Source organism: Kitasatospora sp. NPDC048296 (genome assembly GCF_043201815.1).
Taxonomy (GTDB): domain Bacteria; phylum Actinomycetota; class Actinomycetes; order Streptomycetales; family Streptomycetaceae; genus Kitasatospora.
Genome location: NZ_JBICZB010000005.1, coordinates 60,348 through 77,182, shown reverse-complemented (window position 1 = coordinate 77,182; position 16,835 = coordinate 60,348). Strand labels below are relative to the sequence as shown.

Here is a 16,835-nt window from a genome sequence, read left to right as displayed (position 1 = left end):
GCTGCGGGTTCCCGCTCACCCGCTTATTAGACGGACAGTACAATAAGAGCCCGCCGCCGAGAACCCCCTGCGCGACGGCGATACGGCGTGCGGCAGTACGGCGCACGCCCCCTACCCGCTACGCGCCGATCGCCTTCCGCAGGACCTCGGGTGTCGGTTCAGCGGAAGGCGGCGGCGTTGCGAACCGACTGCGGCGAACCGGTCAGGAGCCGCGCCGGTCCTCGGCGTCGAAGGCGGCGAGGGCGCCCGCCCCGGGCTCCAGGGCGCGGCGCAGCGCCGTCCGGACGGGCGCCTCCAAGCCCCCCAGGGCTTCGGAGAGTTCGTCCGCGATGTCGGCGGCGATCTCGGCCGCCACCGCGTCGGCGGGCGTGCGCGGGCCGAGTTTGCTGACGGCGGCGGCCGCGCGGGTGGGGGTGAGCAGGGCCGAGGCCTGGACCAGGAGCCAGCCGGGGACGCCGGCGGCGCCCTCGGGCGGGGGGAGGTAGGGGCGGGCGCCGTCGTAGCGGTCGTCCTCGGCGAAGGCCTTCTGCTTGATCTTGAGCACCGGGCGGGCGGGGCCCGCTTCGGGCCACTCGCCGGCGGGCTTGAGGACGTAGCCCTCGGCGAGGTTGTCGGCGAGCTCGGGCAGGCCGAGCAGCGCCGGGACGCGGCTGGGGAAGGCGACCGGCAGCTCCTGAAGGGTGTTCAGCGGGCCGTGGCCGAGCAGGGGGACGCAGGTGAGGCCGGCGCCGGCGGAAACGGTACGCAGCTCGCGGTCGGAGAGCCACCGCAGGCCCTCGGCGGTCTCCACCGTGGCATCGAAGGGCAGCCAGCGCAGGCCGGGCGCGTACCAGACGCCGGTCTGGACGGGCTCGACACCAACGACGGCGGGTACGTCGGGGTGCGGGTAGCGGCCGCCGGCGAGTTCGCCGTAGAGGGTGACGGTCGCGGCGACCCCCCGGGTCGCGCGGATCGCCGCCGCGAAGCGCCCGGCGGCCACCGAGAGCCGCGGCCAGATCCGGCTCACGCCGAAGAAGGCGTCGAGCTCCTCGTCGCCCAGCAGGTCGCGCCGTTTGGCCGCCCGCACCGAGCCGCCTTCGCACACCACGGCGAAGTGCGCGCCGTGCACCTTCTCCGCCGCGATCCACTCCCGGCCGCCGGGCGCGCCGGAGCGGCCCCGCGCGGGGATCTTCGGGTAGGGCCGCAGCTCGGGCCGTTCGAACGACGTCTCGGACACGAACAGATCCTCGCCGGGGAACCCGCCCACTGGCAACGGGGATTCACCGCCGGGCGGCCGAACGGGCCCTCACCGCGGGCGGCCGAACGGGCCCTCACCGCCCGGCGGCCTCAGCCGTGCGCCCACAGCCGGGTCAGGTGCGCGTGCAGGAGCTGCTCCGCCTCCTCCGCCGTGCGGTGGCCGATCAGCACGTGCTCGGTGAGCCCGTCGGCGAGGGCCAGGAGGGTACGGGCCTCGCCCTGTGCGTCCAGGCTGCCGGAGGCCTCGGCGACCAGTCGGGTCAGCAGACCCTCCAGGTCGGCGTAACTGGTCCGCAGGCTCGCCGCCAGGTCGGGGTTGACGGCGGCGGCGGCCAGGAAGGCGAGCCAGATCCGTGCCTCGGCGCGGTGTTCCTCCCGCAGCAGCGCCACCTCGCCGACCACGTGCCCCACGGCGCTGGCCGCCGACTGGGCCGGGGCGGAGCGCAGCCGGGCGTGGGCCCGCCCGGTGACCTGCTCGCCGATGTGGGCGAGGGCGAACCGGAGCATCTCGTCCTTGGTGCGGAAGCAGCGCTGGACGGCGCCCATCGAGACCTCGGCCCGGGCGGCGACGTCCCGCAGGGTGACGCCCTCCAGTCCCTGGGCGTCGATCAGCGCGCACACCGCCTCGGCGATCCGGCGGCGCCGTTCCTCGTGGTCGACCTGTTTCGGCATTCGGGGACCCCCTTCGATCCGATGCAAGCGTATCGGATCGGCGGCGCCGAAAGGGCCCCACCCGGTCCGCCCGGGTGGGGCCCGACCAGCGCCTCAGCCCTCGTAGGGACGGGCGGCGCGCCCCTCGCGCAGGGTCAGGCCCCACCAGGCGAGCTGGTCGAGCAGCACGGTGGCGGCCTTGCCGGCGCCGTCGGCGTCCTCGGGGCGGCCCTGCTCGTCGAACTTCTCCCAGGCCATGTGGAAGCTGACGGTGTCCCGCAGGGTGACGGCGTGCAGCTCGGCGAAGACCTGGCGCAGCTGCTCGACGGCCCGTTGGCCGCCGACCATGCCGCCGTAGGAGACGAAGCCGACCGGCTTGGCCCGCCACTCGCGGTAGACGTAGTCGATGGCGAGCTTCAGGGAGGCCGGGTAGCCGTGGTTGTACTCGGGGGTGATGACGACGAAGCCGTCGAGGCCCTCGATCCGCTGGGCCAGGGTGAGGGTGTCCGGCTGCGGCTCGCCGGCGTCCAGGGTGAGCTTCAGCTCCTCGACCAGGGCGGGCTCGGACAGGTCGATGACATGGACGTCCATGTCGTCGCGCCCGCCGATCTCGGAGAGGAACCACTGGGCGACCTTGTCGGCGAAGCGGCCGGTGCGGACGCTGCCGATGATGACGCCGATCTTGAGCGGGTTGCCAGCCATGGGGACTCCTGATGCGTGACGGATGGGAGCGAGAGAGGTGGGAGCGAGGGGTGGGACGAGGGAGTCGGCCGACCGGAGCGCGACGTCGGGCAGCGCCCCGGGGTGTCCGACAGGGGCGACTCAGCCGGCGATCAGGACGATCTTTCCGCGGCCGTGGCCGGTCTCCAGCTCGCGGTGGGCCTCGGCGGCCCGGGCGAGCGGGAGGGTCCTGCGGATGTGGACGGTGAGCCTGCCGTCGGCGGCCAGGGCGGCCAGCTCGGCGAGCCGCTGCGGGGAGCGCCGGCTGCCGATCCAGCGCACGCCCAGCTCCTCGTGGACGTCGAAGGCGAAGATCGTGCCGACCCGGTCCTTGTCCTCGACCAGCTCGGCGGCGACCCGCAGGCCCTCGGCGCTGGCGGTGTCCAGGGCGGCGTCCACGCCGTCGGGGGCCGCGGCGCGGACCCGGTCGATCAGGCCCTCGCCGTAGGTGACCGGGACGGCGCCCAGCTCCCGCAGGTAGGCGTGGTTCTCCTCGCGGGCGGTGGCGATCACCTTGGCGCCGCGGGCCACCGCGAGCTGGACGGCGACCGTGCCGACGCCACCGGCAGCGCCGTTGATCAGCACGGTTTCGCCCCGGGCGACACCCAGGACCTCGATCGCGGTGTGGGCGGTCTGGCCCGAGGCGGAAAGGCAGCCCGCCACCTCCCAGGGCAGCGCGCCGGGCTTGGGCACGATCTGGTCGGCGGGGGCGACGACGTACTCGGCGTAGGTGAGCTGGGTCCGGTAGCCGAGGACCTCGTCGCCGACCGCGAAGTCGGTGACGCCCTCGCCGAGCGCGTCCACCACTCCGGCGAAGTCGCCGCCGGTGACGTGCGGGAAGGTGATGGTGAAGCCGGGCGGGTTCCAGCCCTGGCGGACGGCGCAGTCGGTCGGCTGGGCTCCCGCCGCCTTGACCTTCACCCGCACCTCGCCCGGGCCCGGCCGCGGCGTCGGCAGCTCCAGCAGCTCCAGGACCTCGGGACCGCCGAACGTACGGAACGCGGCAGCCTTCATGGCAACACTCCTTGACAGCAAAGGAATTGGCGGCGAATCCCCCATCGCGGGGGCGGTAGAGCGAAGATAAAACCTCAAGCCGACTTGAGATCAACTCGATGGGCCGAAACCTCTCCCCGATGGCCGAATCCAGCCGCCCGACCCGACCCGGCCCCGCCCGCCGCACCGCAACTCCACGACCCCGGCCCCCGCAGCCCGTCCCCCGTAACCCGCCCCCGGGCGCGTTTTCTCAGGTCAAGGCCCGATACTGCTCCCATGGCACGGGCACAGCTGATCGATGACGACTCCGAACGCGGTTTCGGCTACCGTTGCGGACCGCTGTGACGATCGACCCCGCTCCCCCGCCCGAGCGCCCCAAGCCACACCCGGACCCGCACCCGCACCGCCTGGTCCGGCTTCGCCGTGCCGTCGCCGGGCTGCGCCCGCGGCTGGTGGTCGCCTTCGTCGCCGTCGCCGCCCTGGCCGCGCTGGCCACCGCCGTGCTCACCTACCGGGCCGCGACCACCTCCACGCTCGACCTGACCAAGGACACCGCCCTCGACGAGCTGCGCCGCCGCATCGACATCCTGGCGCCGGCCCTGCCCTTCCCGCCCAACCAGAGCGAACTGGACCGCCTGGCGGGCCAGTTGTCCGGCACCGGCGGCTTCCGGGACTGGCGGGTGCTGGCCTCCTACGGCACCGAGCACTCCCAGTGGACCCAGCCGGTGGCCGTCCCGCCCACCCTGGAGGCCACCGTCGGCCGCGGCCACGCCGCGTTCCAGCGCTTCACCGCCCCCGACGACCACCCCTGGCTCGCCGTCGGCGTCCCCGTCACCTACGGCACCGCCGGCCCCTCCGTACCGGCCGGCGCCCCCTCCGGGCTGACCGTCTACGCTGTGCTGCCGCTCGACCGCGAACAGAGCGCCGCCAACGCCCTGCTCGCCGGCGCCGCCGGAGCCGGGGTGCTCGTCGCCGTGCTGGCCGCCGGACTGGCGCTGCTGGCCGCCCGCCAGGTGCTGCGCCCGGTCCGGGCCCTGGGCGACGCCGCCCACGCCCTGGCCCAGGGCAAGCTGGACACCCGGCTGACCGTCACCGGCCACGACGAACTCGCCCAGCTCTCCAAGACCTTCAACCACACCGCCCGCACCCTCCAGGGCACCATCGAGGAACTGCGCGCCATCGAGTCCCAGGGCCGCCGGTTCGCCGCCGACGTCTCGCACGAGCTGCGCACCCCGCTGGCCGCGATGCTCGCCGTCACCGACATCCTCGACGAGGACGCCGAACACCTCCCCGCCGACACCGCCACCGCCCTGCGCATGATCAGCAACGAGACCACGCGCCTCACCCGCCTGGTCAACGACCTGATCGAGATCTCCCGCCTGGACGCCGGGGCGGCACCGCTGCGCGCCGAGTCCATCGACGCCGCCATCGCCGTCCGCGAGACCCTCGACCTGCGCGGCTGGAACGACCAGGTCGAACTGGACCTGCCCGCCGCCCTGCCCGTCCGGCTCGACCCGCGCCGCTTCGACGTCATCGTCGCCAACCTGGTCGGCAACGCCCTGCGGCACGGCCGCCCGCCCGTCCGGGTCGTCCTGCGCGGCCCGGACGACGAGCTGGTGCTCACCGTCACGGACAGCGGGCCGGGCATCCCACCCGCCGAACTCCCGCACCTCTTCGACCGCTTCTACAAGGCCGACAAGTCCCGGGCCCGCTCCGAGGGCAGCGGCCTGGGCCTGGCCATCGCCCAGGAGAACGCCCGGCTGCACGGCGGCCTCATCGAGGCCGCCAACTCGCCCGACAGCGGTGCGGTGTTCACCCTCGTCCTGCCCCGCGGCCTCGACACCGAGGAGGACCGGTGACCGTCCAAAAGCCTCTGTCTCTGCCTCTGCCTCTGCCTCTGCGTCCGCGTCTGCTCGGAGTCGCCGCAGCCCTGCTGCTGGCCTGCGGCTGCTCGATCTCCACCACCGGCCCGGTGCGCAGCGGGCAGCCGGCCACCGGCATCAAACCGGGCGTCCGGCTGTACTTCCTGGACCAGCACGGCATCAGCCTGGTCATCCGTCCCTCCACCCAGCGCGAGGACCTCCAGCAGACCCTGAACACCCTGGTCGCCGGGCCCAACCAGGCGGAGAAGCGCTCCGGCCTGTACAGCACCCTCCCGGCGAACGGCCGCATCGAGGCCACCGACACCCCCGGCACGGTCACCCTGCGCCTGTCCTGGTCCGCCTCCTCGCTGTCCGCCCCCGCCATCCAGCAGCTCGTCTGCACCGCCGAGGACGCCCCGACCATGGGCCCGGTACCGAAGATCGCGATCGTCAGCAGCGACGCCCCCTCCGCCATCCAGCAGGAGTGCGACCTGCACCGGGCCGGCTGAGCACCAGGCCGGCTGCGCGCCGAGACACCGGGAGACGGCGAGACCAAAAAGGCGGCGAGGACAAAAGAAGCGGCCGGTCGACTCGAAAGTCAACCGGCCGCTCTCTGTGCGCGAGGGGGGAGTTGAACCCCCACGCCCTTTCGGGCACTGGAACCTGAATCCAGCGCGTCTGCCTATTCCGCCACCCGCGCATCTGGGTGATGGGTTAAGCATAGACCATCTGGAGGGGTGCCTCTGACCACCCCGAGACGACCGGCAGGCGACGCCGGTTCACCGACGACGCTGCCACCCGCGACCGGCCCCCGGCGAGCGCTGCTGGCCGATTGGAGTGAGAGGCCGCGCACCGGGCCGGGTGCCTGGTCGTTTCGGGCGTAGTTCGCCGCGCCACCCGTCGAACGGTCTGTGCACGCTGGACCAGGGCCCGGGGGCCGAACAGCGCGTCGACCGCACCGGTCCGCCGCCCCCGGCCCCATCACCGTACCGACGGGAGCACAGCATGATCGGGACCCCCGAGCCCTTCGACGACGCCGCGGGGCCGCCGCCCCTGCCGGGTTGCGCCGAGGACGCGGCCGGCGCACTGAAGCAGATGTTCGTGGACCTGACCCAGGGTGTCCGGATGGCCCGCGGCCAGGACCCGGTCAGGCGGCCGGTGTTCCTCAAGCCGCACGGCGTCGCCCGCGGCACGCTCACCGTCGCCGAGGACCTGCCGGCCGAGCTGCGGGTCGGGTTCCTGGAGGCGGCCCGCACCCGGCCCGGCGGCCTGGAGGCCTGGGTGCGGTTCTCCAGCGACACCGTGCCCGGCCTGCCCGACCTGAGGACCACCCTCGGCGTGGGCCTCAAGCTGTTCGGCGTGCCCGGCCCCAAGCTGCTGGAGGGCTACACCGAGGCCGGCACCCAGGACCTGCTGCTGCAGAACCACGACGTGTTCTTCGTGGACACCGCCCAGGACATGTGCGAGTTCACCAAGGCCGGTGTCGTCGACGGCAGTTACGACAAGTACCTGGCGGCCCACCCGGTCACCGCCGAGATCCTCGACGCGATGGCCAAGTTCGAGGCCAGCGTGCTGACCGCCACGTACTGGGGCGTGCTCCCCTACGCCTTCGGGCCGGACCGCTTCGTCAAGTACAAGCTGGTGCCCGCCGGTTGCGAGCCCGCCGACCCGAACGCGACGCCGCCCGACGAGGATCCGACCTACCTCGGCGCCGACCTGGTCCACCGGCTCGGGGCCGGCCCGGCCGCCTTCGACCTGCTGCTCCAGTTCCGCACCGACGACGAGAAGATGCCGCTGGACATGGCGACGGTGCGCTGGAGCGAGTCCGAGAGCACCCCGGTGAGGGTGGCCCGGCTGACCTTCCAGCAGCAGGACGTCACCGCCCGCGGCCAGGCCGCGTACGGCGAGAACCTCTCCCTCAACCCCTGGCACGGCCTCGCCGAGCACCGGCCCATCGGCAGCATCTCCGACGTACGCAAGACGGTCTACCTGGCCTCGGCCGAGCAGCGCCGGGACGTGAACGGCGTGCCGACGGCCGAGCCCGGACCCGCCCGACCGCAGCTCACCCCGCCGCCCGCCCGCGACACCCGGATCGTCCGGGCCGCCGTGCACCCGGCGATCGGCGTGGCCCGGGTCGGCGACAGCACCATGGACGACTTCGTCCTCGCCCCCGAGGTCGACGACCCGCCCCCGCTGCCCGTCGGCAGCTACAAGGACGTCACCGGCGCCCTGAAGCGCCAGGCCGCCCGGTTCCGGGTGTACGGCTACAACGCCGCCGGCGAGCCGGTCGCCGAACTGACCGCCGACAACGCCGACCTGCGCTGGAAGGTGCACGTCGTCAACTCCAAGGCCGCCTGGTACCAGTTCCAGATCGCCCTGGACATCCCGGACTCGGGCCAGGCCGACCCGAGCAACCTGCGCAACCCCAAGATCCCGGCCGACCAGCGCAAGAACCTCCTGGTCATCGACCCCGGCCCCCGCTGGGTGCGCGGCCGCAACCGCTCCGCCCAGCCCGAGTACCGCTTCGACACCGGCACCTTCATGGGCAAGCCGGTCTACCTCGGCGAGCTGCGCACCGACGACAGCGGCCGGCTGATCTTCCTCGGCGGCCGGGGCGTCTCGGCCTCGGCGACCGGCGCCCCCGCCGACACCTTCGCCAACAACGACGGCTGGCACGACGACGTCTCCGACGGCCCGGTCACCGCCGAGGTGAGCATCGACGGCCGCCCGATCCCGGTCGAGCCGGCCTGGGTGGTGACGGCCCCGCCCAACTACGCACCCGAACTCACCTCGGTGCGCACCATGTACGACCTGGTCCGGGACGCCTTCGTCACCGAGGGCCGGCTGCCCGAGCCGCAGCAGGTGTCCTTCACCGGGGACGTCCTGCCCGTGCTGCGCGGCCTGTGCGGCCTGCAGTGGGTCAACAAGGGCCTGGCCACCCAGTTCGGCTTCGACGGCCGCGAGGACCTGCTCACCCGCCTCGGCGACCTGTCGGATCCCTCGCCGGTCCAGCAGGAGCTGCGCCGCCAGGTCTGGCTGGCCATCCGCGACTACGACCGCGACGGCATGTCACCCGTGCCCTGGCCGGCCGTCTACGGCGACGCGATGAACATCCCGCCCCAGTCGGTCCGGCAGCACGTGACGCTCTCCGCGCTCCAGTACCGGCTGCTCAAGCGGTGGGTCGACGGGGACTTCGTCAACGACTACGACCCGCACGCCGCGTCGCCCGCCACCCTGGACGACGTCCGGTTCACCGACCAGCCCGCGACCCTCGACCGGGCGGCCCTGTCGTTCTGCCTCGCCGACGCCTTCCACCCCGGCTGCGAACTCACCTGGCCGATGCGGCACACCACGATGTACACCACCCCCTTCCGGATCCGTCACCGCGACCCGGACAAACCCGCGCCCACCTACGGGCCGACGCTCACCCCGGACCTCGCGCTCTCCTTCGACGGCCCGCTCCACGCCCAGGCCCCGGGCGATCTGACCCGGTGGATGGCCGTGCCCTGGCAGACCGACACCGCGAGCTGCCGGGCCGGCTACGAGTACGGCTCCGGCCTCGGCCCGTACGACCCGTACCTGCCCACCTTCTGGCCCGCCCGGGTGCCCAACCACGTGCTGGCCGAGGAGGACTACGAGGTCGTGCTCGACACCTCCCGGCCGCTCGCCGACCGCCTGGCCGCGTTCCAGTACCGACGGGTCTGGCTGCGCTGGCTGCCCACCCCCTACCTGGCCAGCATCAACGCGATGGTGCGGGACTTCGGCAAACTCGGGGTGGTCGAGCGCCGCCCCGGCCCCACCGACGATCCCCGGCTCCCGGCGGAGCTCCTGGTGGAGTCCGAGGTGAGCTTCCCGCGCGAGCCCGCCCCGCCGGCCGGGCGCAACCTGGTCACCGTGCACGTGGACCTCGGCGCCCACCCGGTGCTGGGCGCGGCAGCGTTGGCGTCGGCGGTCACCACGGCGGAGGAGCCGGACGAGGAGGTCTCGGTCGGGTTCATCGACAAGGTCAAGCGGCTCCGGCCGAGCCGGTGACCCACCTTGACGCCGTAGTCGCGGGCGGCGGCCCGGCGGGTGCCGCGGCGGCGCTCGTCCTGGCCCGGGCCGGGCACCGGGTCCAGCTGCTGGACGACGGCGGCCCGGGCCGGGCCGGGTTCAAGGGCCGGGACGGGTTCAAGATCGGGGAGTTCCTGCCGCCCGCCGTCCGGCCACTGCTGGCCGATCTCGGCTTGCTGGACGGCTTCCTGGCCTCGGGGCATCCGGTGTCCACGGGCACGTACGCGGCCTGGGGGTCGGCGCGGTTGCACGGCCGGAGCCACCTGTTCGACCCGTACGGGCACGGGTGGCACCTCGACCGGGTGCGGTTCGACGCCTTCCTGCGGGACGCGGCCGTCGCGGCGGGGGCCGAACTGCGGCGGGCCGTCGTGCTGGCGCGGCTCGACGGTGGTCTGGTCGTCCGCGAGCGGGCCACCGGCGCGTTGTCGAACCTGTCGGCCCGCTGGACGGTCGACGCGACCGGCCGCCGCTGTGTCATCGGACGGCGCCACGGGATTCGCCGACGGCAGGACCGGCTGGTCGCCGCGTACGCGGTGTTCCCGGACGGCGATCCCGAGGCCAGGACGCTGGTGGAGGCGGTGGCGGGCGGCTGGTGGTACACCACCCTCGTCCCGGCGGGGCGTTTGATCGCCTACCTGACCGACAACGACCTGGTCGAGCCGACACTGCGCACTCCGCAGGGTTTCCGGGAGGCGCTCGGTCGCACCGAGCACGTGCGGCGCCGGGTGGCCCGGCGAGGTCCGGGGTCAACTCCCGTGCCACGCTGGACCCCGGCCCACGGCCTGCGGCTGGAGCCGTCGGCCGGTCCGGGCTGGGTGGCGGCCGGGGACGCGGCGCTCGCCTTCGACCCGCTGTCCTCCCAGGGCATCCTCATGGCGCTGCACACCGGCGCCCGGGCGGGAAAGGCCGTGGCCGACTGTCTCGCCGACGAGGGGCGGACGACCGCCGCGCTCGCCGACTACACGGCGTTCCTGGACGGGATCGCGACGGCCTACCGAAGTAACCATGCGTACGCATACGACCAGGAGCGGCGTTGGCCCCTGAGCCCCTTCTGGGGCCGCCGCCGAACGGCGATCAGCCACTGAGCGGCCTAGCCTGAAAGGGCCTGAACGTTCGCCCAAGGGGTCAGTCATGGTTAGTCCGACTCGCGCCTTGCTGGAAGGCACAGAGGTCACCCAGTCCATCCAGAATCTCCAGCACGACGTCCCCCTGATCGCCGGTAAGGCCACCGTGATCCGGTCCTACGTGAACGGCGTGGAAGGCCCCGCCGCCAGCGTGATCGGCACATTGACCCTGCTCCGGTCACCCACGGATCCCCCGGTCACCATCACCTCGGTCAACTCCGTCACCATCGATGCGAACGCGCAGATCGACGTGCCCACTCGTCGGGCCAACGCCAGTCTGAGCCTCAACTTCATCGTGCCGGCCGCGCTGACGGCGGCAGGGGCACTCCACGTGCAAAGGCTCACCATTGCCGATGCCGTGGTCGGCGGCGGCATCCCGTTCGACGGGCCGACCCCCGGCCCCACCGTCTGGTTCCACGACTCCCCGCCACTGCGGGTTCGGATCCTGGGACTGCGCTACACCCTGACGCCCCCGGGGAAACCCCCGGCCACCTACACCCCCCGGGACATCGACTACAACTTCCTGATCAGCTGGCTCAAGCGCGCCTACCCGGTGGCCGAGGTCATCGAAGCGCCGCACGCCGTCATCGACGTCACGACCATCAATGCCACGACCACCGACGTCGAGAACAACCCGCCCTTCCAGTGCACCGACACCAACGCCCAGCTCGCCGCCATCCGCGCGCTCGACATCAGCGCGGGCGGTGACCGGCGCACCCACTACATCGGCCAGGTCGCCGACGGCGGGTTCTTCATGCGCGGGTGCGCCTCCGGGGTGCCCGCCTCCCCGGACCCGACCACCGTCGCCTCCTCGCCCTGTGGCGCGGCGACCTGGGGCTGGGACTTCGACGGTTCCTACGCGGACTGGTACGGAGGGCACGAGCTGGGCCACACCTACGGCCGCAAGCACCCGGGATTCTGCGGTGAATCGCAGGACGACCTGCAGAACTTCCCGTTCCCGAACGGACAGCTCGCCGACACACCGAACAGCTTCTGCGGGTTCGACGTGGGCGATCCCCAGCTGAATCTGCCGATGACCGCCAGACCGGGTGTGATGTGGCACGACGTGATGACCTACTGCAACTTCCAATGGCCGTGCAGCTATACCTACGAGGGCATCCGCCAGCGGCTGGTGGACGAGGACACCCTCACCACGGGAGCCCCGGCGCCGCCCGGGATGCCGGTAGCGGCGCCCATCCTAGCGGCCCCCCGCGAACTGAGAGTCACCACGGTCAGCAGCGGCGGCCGTTCCGACGAGCGGTTCCCAAAACTCTCGGTGACCAGGGTGGCCAACGCGCTCGTCGCGGCGGCCCTCGCGGCGGCCGGCGGCGGCGGGCCGCTCATCAGCGTGGTGGGGACGGTCGACCTCACCACCCGCCACGGCACGATCAGATACGTCAACCCGGTGCAGGCGGCGGCCGAACAACCGGCCCAGGCCGGACAGGCAGACGACGCCGGGCCAGACGGCAAGGCCCCGGTGGTACTGCGGGTCCAGCAGGCCGGCGGCGTACCGCCGATCGACTTCCCGGTCACGGTGAAGCTTACGTCGGATCCGGAGCCGGGCCAGGAGCGGACCGGACTGGTCGATGCGGTCGTGCCGATCGGGACCAACCCGGCGTCGGTCGAACTGCTGGTCGGCGGGCAGGTGGTGGACACCTTCCGTCCGGAGGACCCTCCCCCGGCGCTGCAGGGAGCTCGTCACTCGACTGCGGGCGAAGGCAAGTTCGGGCTGGATCTGGACTTCGGCGCGCCCCCGATGGCCGGCCACACGTTCGCCACCCAGGTCAGTACGGATGGCGGGAGGAATTGGCACACGATCGGGGTCGGGCTGAAGGACCCCGCGATCACGGTTGATCGGACTCAATACCCAGCCGGGACGGAGGTCCAGGTGCGGGTGATCTCGACCAACGGCTTCACGAGTACGACGTCGGACATCGAGAGCTTCCGTGTGAACTGACACGCAACACAACCGGATGAGGCCGGTCAATCCGGATAGACCAGCCTCATCCGGCGGGTGCTACTCCTCGCCGAGAATGCGAAGACCGTGTTCTTCCCTGAAGTACGCATAGTCCTTCAGGTTCAGGGTCGCGAGCGGAAGGTCGCGGGTGAGGCAACAGGCTGCGATCCACATGTCATGGACGGGACGCGGCAGACCGGCCTTGAGACCGGCCGCCGACAGCCTGCCCCACGTTGCCACCACCGCCTCGTCGCTAGGGAGAACGGGAATTCCCGACAGCCAGTCCGCGAGTTCTTGACGGCGTCTCCCGCCCCAGTCGCGGACCTCGCTCCACTTTGCGAGCTCCCCGAAGGTCACGAAGGTGATAACAGGCCGCCGCCCAACCAGGCGGCTCGCCAGAGGGTCGGCCAACCTGCGCTTGTGGGTCAGCGACGCGACGTCGGTGTCCAGGATGACGGGCTGCACCTTGCTCCCTCAGGCCACATTCCGCTGGCGCTCAGCGCGAACGAACGCCAGGAACTCGTCAAGTTCCTCGTCCGACTCGAAAGTGTCGGCCTGAAGATCATCAAGCGAGCGGATCGGCTGTGTGTTCTTGGCAGCCAGCAGTTCCTCGACCGTGACACGGGGGCGCACAGGCGGGTAGATCGGGCGTTCAACTTCCGAGGCACTCATGGGCGGCCTCCCGCTGGCGATCGACTGAGGGTGACGCCAACCAAGCCCCATCACACTGGGTGACGTCAGCGGCACTGATCGGAAGGGCTCAGTCGTTGGCGCGGAAGTCGCCAGCCCGGACGCCGGAGAGGAAGGCTTTCCAGGCGGCGGCCGGGAAGACGAGGATCGGGCCATGCGGGTTCTTGGAGTCACGCACGGGGACGAGGCCGGGGAATCCGGGGGCTACCTCGATGCAGTTGCCGCCGTTGTTGCCGCTGTAGCTGCTCTTCCGCCAGGCGGCCGCGGCGAACTCGTTGCTCTTCATCTCTGAACCCCTCCAGCGCCTCGGCGATCAGCCGAAGCGAGTCGCTCCCTGACAGGCATTCGCCACGGAACTGATCGTAGCGACGCTGGTGCCTGGCCACGGTGGCGGAATCACCGCTCAGATGCCCTCGATCGAGGCTCTCCGAGTAGACCATGCGCTGCCCGTCCGGCAGCTCCAGCAACACCATAGCCGTGTTGATGAGAGTCCGCTGATTCGAGAACGGTGCCACGTGAATGACAACGTTCCGAAGCCGGGCCACCCGCAGGAGATGCTCCATCTGACATCTCATTACGTCCGGCCCGCCCACGACTCGGCGGATGGCGCTCTCATCGAGAATGACCAGCAACAACGGCCCGTCGGACACAAGAAAACGGCTCTGCCGGCTGAGTCGAGCCCGGGTCAGTTCCTCGATCTCCTCCGAGTTGCCGGCCGCATCGCCAGTATCGAAGAGCGCACGTGCGTACTGCTGGCACTGCAACAGGCCATAAATCGTGCCGTCCTGGTATGCCCGCAGCCCGATGGAGATGGCCTCCACGTCCACGTACTCCTGGAACCAGTCCGGGTGCTCGATCGACGCGCTCCAGTCGACCCGGCCATACAGCCGCATCAACAGGTCACCGGTGTTCAACAGTCGACTAAGGTCCTCGACCTCCTCGATCGACGGCTTCCGCTTGCCGCTTTCGGTCCGCGAGATCACCGTCCGGTCGCAGTGCCGGAGCTTGCCGAGCTCCTCCTGGGTGTAACCCGCCGCCTCGCGCGCGTACTTGAGCTCCTCGCCGAACATGATCGCGGAGCTCGCCGTCGTCCCCCGCCTGCTCTTCCGCTGTGTCATCACTGCCCCCAGTTGTGCGCCGCACGTCCCGCACGTCGATCTGGCGTCACCGTACCTCCGCAGCCTCGATGATTGGCACCAGAACGCAATCATTTGCATGCGTAGCGTGATTGCGCACTACCGTCGCGCTCCCCCATCCGCCCCCTGAGGAACTCCGCCATGCTCAAAACCCGCCGCCCCCGCGCGTTCGCCGCGCGCCTCGACTCCCGCACGGACTCGACGCCCCTGGCCCGCCACCTCCTCCGCGCGTACCTCTCCGCGCTCCCCACCGGCGACCGCTACTGCGACATCGCCGAACTCCTCCTCGGCGAGCTCTTCGCCAACGCCGTCCAGCACTCCGACGCCCCCACCGACCGCCTCATCGAGATCCGCTTCGCGCTCACCAACGACCGCCTCCGGCTCGAAGTCCACGACGCCGGAAGCGGCCGCCCCACCCTCCGCCCGACCTCCCCCGACGACGAGCACGGCCGTGGCCTCTTCCTCGTCAACGAACTCGCCGAGCGCTGGGGTTGCTGCCCCCGAGCAGGCGGGATCGGCAAGTTCGTCTGGGCCCTCGTCGCCCCCGCCCCCATCCTCCTCGCCGCCTGAAAGCAGCTCCGCCGATGCAACCCCCGCTCCTCACCCTCGCCCGGCACACCCTCTACCGAGGCTCCACCCCCGCCGAGGCCTACACCCTCCTCGCCCGCCGCACCGGCAGGCCCCTCCCCTCCGCTCGCGCCGTCTGCCTCGCCCTCGACATCCCCCTCGCCGAAGCCACCCGCCGCCTCAACGACTGCTACGACGCCCTCCTCGCAGACCCCCGCCCCGACTCCGAGACCGACACCGGCGAACTCCTCGAAGCCCTCGGCGTGTTCGACGTCCCCAAGCAGCTCGACGCCCGCGACCGGAGCATCGTCGAGCTCTTCCTCGCCGCCATCGACGCCATGGGCGGCATCCGAGCCGGCCACCAGCACGGCCTCGCCCGCTGGTTCACCACCGGCAACCTCACCGCCGCCTACCTCTCCCTCGCCGCCGCCCACCCCCTCCCCCGCACCGGCGACCCCGCCCACTACTGGACCACCCTCGTCACCGCCGGCGAACTCCTCTCCGCCGCGCCCTCCCCCGACCCCCGCATCAAACCCGCCCTCACCCACTGCCGCACCCGAGTCACAACCCACACCACCACCCTGTAAGCACAGGAAGTCGGCCCCACCGACTTCCCACACCACACAACCCGCCCCAGGCCTCCACTCCTCCCCGCCGCCGGCGAACTACCGTCCTGGGTGTCCTTCGTGACCTGGCCGTCTTCTTCGTGGACCACCGGGGCATGGACCCCGAGCTCGTCGCCCTGGACTTTCGGGTCCCCTCCGTGAGTTCACCTTCGCGATCATCCGCGACGGGACGATCGTGGGCTCAGCCCGCCTGGCTTTTCGCGACAGTCATGACGTCCTGGAAACCGGTATGTGGCTCGCACGCCCGTGGCGCGGACACGGAACAGGCACCGCCGCCCTCCGCTTGCTCCTCCACGAAGCAGCAAGAGAGGGTGCCCACACCGTCGTCGCGGACACCAGGACTCACAACGCAGCGGCGCTTGCCGCCTTGCGCCGCAACGGTGCAACGCTCACCGCGAGCCGGGACACTGCCGAAGTCCATGCCGAGTTGACGGTCAACTTGACCCGGTCCTGGAGGACCGGCTGGGGTGTCCTCCCAACCATGGGAGGACACCCCGGAACCATTCCCGACGCCTCTCACTGCGCCCACCACCTCGCCCTGTGGGCCGTCTTCCGGTCCGGTGGCCACGTCGGCCTCGCAAGAAGTCGTCCCCCCGCACGACATCCTGGCGCCTCACGTAGTCATGAAGGGTATGCACGGGGATCACAGGACGAGGGAACAGGCGGGGACCGAGTGAAATCAGCACAGGAGGACGAGTACCTGGAGTTCGTGGCCGCGCGGGCGAAGGCGCTGTACCGCTCGGCGTACGTCCTCGCGGCCGGCGACACGCACCTTGCCGAGGACCTGGTCCAGGAGACCCTCAGCCGGGTGTACGTGCACTGGAAGCGGGTGTCCCGTGCGGACAACCCGGTGGCCTACGCCCAGACGGTTCTGGTCCGCACCTTCCTCAGCCTGCGGCGTCGGCGCAGCACCGCCGAGCGCCCCATCGGGAACATGCCCGACAGTGCGGCCTCCGGCCCGGACACCGCGCTGCGCCTCACCCTGCTGGACGCTCTCGGCCAACTGCCGCCCCGCGACCGGGCGGTGCTGCTGCTGCGCTACTGGGAGGACCGCAGCGTCGAGGAGACCGCCCGGATGCTCAGGCTGAGCAGCAGTGCGGTCCGCTCCCAGGGCACCCGCGCACTCGGCAGGGTGCGTGCGCTGCTCGGCGACAGCCTGTCCGACCTGGTTCCGCACTGAGCACCGGTGCCCGCAGGTCAACACCGCCACAAAGCCCCCA

The 16,835-nt window shown here is 71.7% G+C and carries 16 protein-coding genes, 1 tRNA gene and 1 pseudogene; 9 read left to right on the top strand and 9 right to left on the bottom strand.

Annotated elements, in window-relative coordinates; translation table 11 throughout:
* Positions 1–202: 202 nt before the first annotated feature.
* The 4 genes from ACGF12_RS05685 to ACGF12_RS05670 form a co-directional block, all read right to left on the bottom strand.
* Positions 203–1,216 (bottom strand): RNA ligase family protein, encoded by a 1,014-nt coding sequence (locus tag ACGF12_RS05685; protein ID WP_393025956.1) that lies wholly within the window; start codon positions 1,214–1,216, stop codon positions 203–205.
* A 110-nt stretch (positions 1,217–1,326) separates the two neighbouring features.
* A complete protein-coding gene (locus ACGF12_RS05680) occupies positions 1,327–1,908 on the bottom strand; it encodes a TetR/AcrR family transcriptional regulator (protein WP_393025953.1) in 582 nt (193 codons plus the stop codon).
* A 93-nt stretch (positions 1,909–2,001) separates the two neighbouring features.
* Positions 2,002–2,589: an NADPH-dependent FMN reductase gene (locus ACGF12_RS05675; protein WP_393025950.1), complete on the bottom strand. Its 588-nt coding sequence runs from the start codon at positions 2,587–2,589 to the stop codon at positions 2,002–2,004.
* A gap of 120 nt (positions 2,590–2,709) precedes the next feature.
* Positions 2,710–3,621, bottom strand: coding sequence for an NADP-dependent oxidoreductase (locus ACGF12_RS05670; protein ID WP_393025947.1), 912 nt, complete (start codon positions 3,619–3,621; stop codon positions 2,710–2,712).
* Positions 3,622–3,941: 320 nt separating this feature from the next.
* On the opposite strand from ACGF12_RS05670, the gene ACGF12_RS05665 reads away from it, so the two are divergent.
* Positions 3,942–5,459 (top strand): ATP-binding protein, encoded by a 1,518-nt coding sequence (locus ACGF12_RS05665; RefSeq protein WP_393025944.1) that lies wholly within the window; start codon positions 3,942–3,944, stop codon positions 5,457–5,459.
* On the top strand, positions 5,456–5,971 hold the full coding sequence (locus tag ACGF12_RS05660; protein WP_393025941.1) for a GerMN domain-containing protein: 516 nt from the start codon (positions 5,456–5,458) through the stop codon (positions 5,969–5,971). The genes ACGF12_RS05665 and ACGF12_RS05660 overlap by 4 nt, the downstream gene beginning before the upstream one ends.
* 107 nt (positions 5,972–6,078) lie before the next feature.
* Here the strand turns inward: ACGF12_RS05660 and ACGF12_RS05655 are convergent.
* Positions 6,079–6,162, bottom strand: a tRNA-Leu gene (locus tag ACGF12_RS05655).
* 305 nt (positions 6,163–6,467) lie between these two features.
* Here ACGF12_RS05655 and ACGF12_RS05650 point away from each other — a divergent pair.
* Genes ACGF12_RS05650 through ACGF12_RS05640 form a run of 3 tightly spaced genes read left to right on the top strand, consistent with a single transcriptional unit; the run spans position 6,468 to position 12,596 of the window.
* On the top strand, positions 6,468–9,494 hold the full coding sequence (locus ACGF12_RS05650; RefSeq protein WP_393025938.1) for a LodA/GoxA family CTQ-dependent oxidase: 3,027 nt from the start codon (positions 6,468–6,470) through the stop codon (positions 9,492–9,494).
* Positions 9,491–10,600 carry a tryptophan 7-halogenase gene (locus tag ACGF12_RS05645; protein WP_393025935.1) on the top strand — a complete coding sequence of 370 codons (1,110 nt, stop codon included), beginning with the start codon at positions 9,491–9,493 and terminating at the stop codon, positions 10,598–10,600. Before ACGF12_RS05650 ends, ACGF12_RS05645 begins: the two co-directional genes overlap by 4 nt.
* A 46-nt stretch (positions 10,601–10,646) precedes the next feature.
* The gene (locus ACGF12_RS05640; protein ID WP_393025932.1) at positions 10,647–12,596 is read left to right on the top strand and encodes a hypothetical protein; all 1,950 of its coding nucleotides are present in this window, start codon (positions 10,647–10,649) and stop codon (positions 12,594–12,596) included.
* A 60-nt stretch (positions 12,597–12,656) separates the two neighbouring features.
* Here ACGF12_RS05640 and ACGF12_RS05635 read toward each other — a convergent pair whose 3' ends face one another.
* The 4 genes from ACGF12_RS05635 to ACGF12_RS05620 form a co-directional block, all read right to left on the bottom strand.
* Positions 12,657–13,061 (bottom strand): type II toxin-antitoxin system VapC family toxin, encoded by a 405-nt coding sequence (locus tag ACGF12_RS05635; protein ID WP_393025929.1) that lies wholly within the window; start codon positions 13,059–13,061, stop codon positions 12,657–12,659.
* A gap of 9 nt (positions 13,062–13,070) precedes the next feature.
* Entirely contained in the window at positions 13,071–13,268 is a 198-nt protein-coding gene (locus ACGF12_RS05630) for a hypothetical protein (protein WP_387816175.1), read from the bottom strand.
* Between the two features lie 88 nt (positions 13,269–13,356).
* Entirely contained in the window at positions 13,357–13,500 is a 144-nt protein-coding gene (locus tag ACGF12_RS05625; protein ID WP_393026325.1) for a DUF397 domain-containing protein, read from the bottom strand.
* Positions 13,457–14,356, bottom strand: a complete 900-nt coding sequence (locus tag ACGF12_RS05620) for a Scr1 family TA system antitoxin-like transcriptional regulator (RefSeq protein WP_393025925.1) — start codon at positions 14,354–14,356, stop codon at positions 13,457–13,459. Before ACGF12_RS05620 ends, ACGF12_RS05625 begins: the two co-directional genes overlap by 44 nt.
* A gap of 207 nt (positions 14,357–14,563) precedes the next feature.
* Between ACGF12_RS05620 and ACGF12_RS05615 the strand changes: the two genes are divergently transcribed.
* The 4 genes and pseudogenes from ACGF12_RS05615 (at position 14,564) to ACGF12_RS05600 (ending at position 16,795) form a co-directional block, all read left to right on the top strand.
* Complete coding sequence (locus ACGF12_RS05615; protein WP_393025922.1) at positions 14,564–14,992, top strand: ATP-binding protein; 429 nt, start codon at positions 14,564–14,566, stop codon at positions 14,990–14,992.
* Between the two features lie 14 nt (positions 14,993–15,006).
* A complete protein-coding gene (locus ACGF12_RS05610) occupies positions 15,007–15,576 on the top strand; it encodes a hypothetical protein (protein ID WP_393025919.1) in 570 nt (189 codons plus the stop codon).
* Positions 15,577–15,763: 187 nt separating this feature from the next.
* A pseudogene (locus ACGF12_RS05605) lies at positions 15,764–15,988 on the top strand (GNAT family N-acetyltransferase); the annotation flags it as partial.
* A 300-nt stretch (positions 15,989–16,288) separates the two neighbouring features.
* Complete coding sequence (locus ACGF12_RS05600; RefSeq protein WP_393025916.1) at positions 16,289–16,795, top strand: SigE family RNA polymerase sigma factor; 507 nt, start codon at positions 16,289–16,291, stop codon at positions 16,793–16,795.
* Positions 16,796–16,835 lie beyond the last annotated feature (40 nt).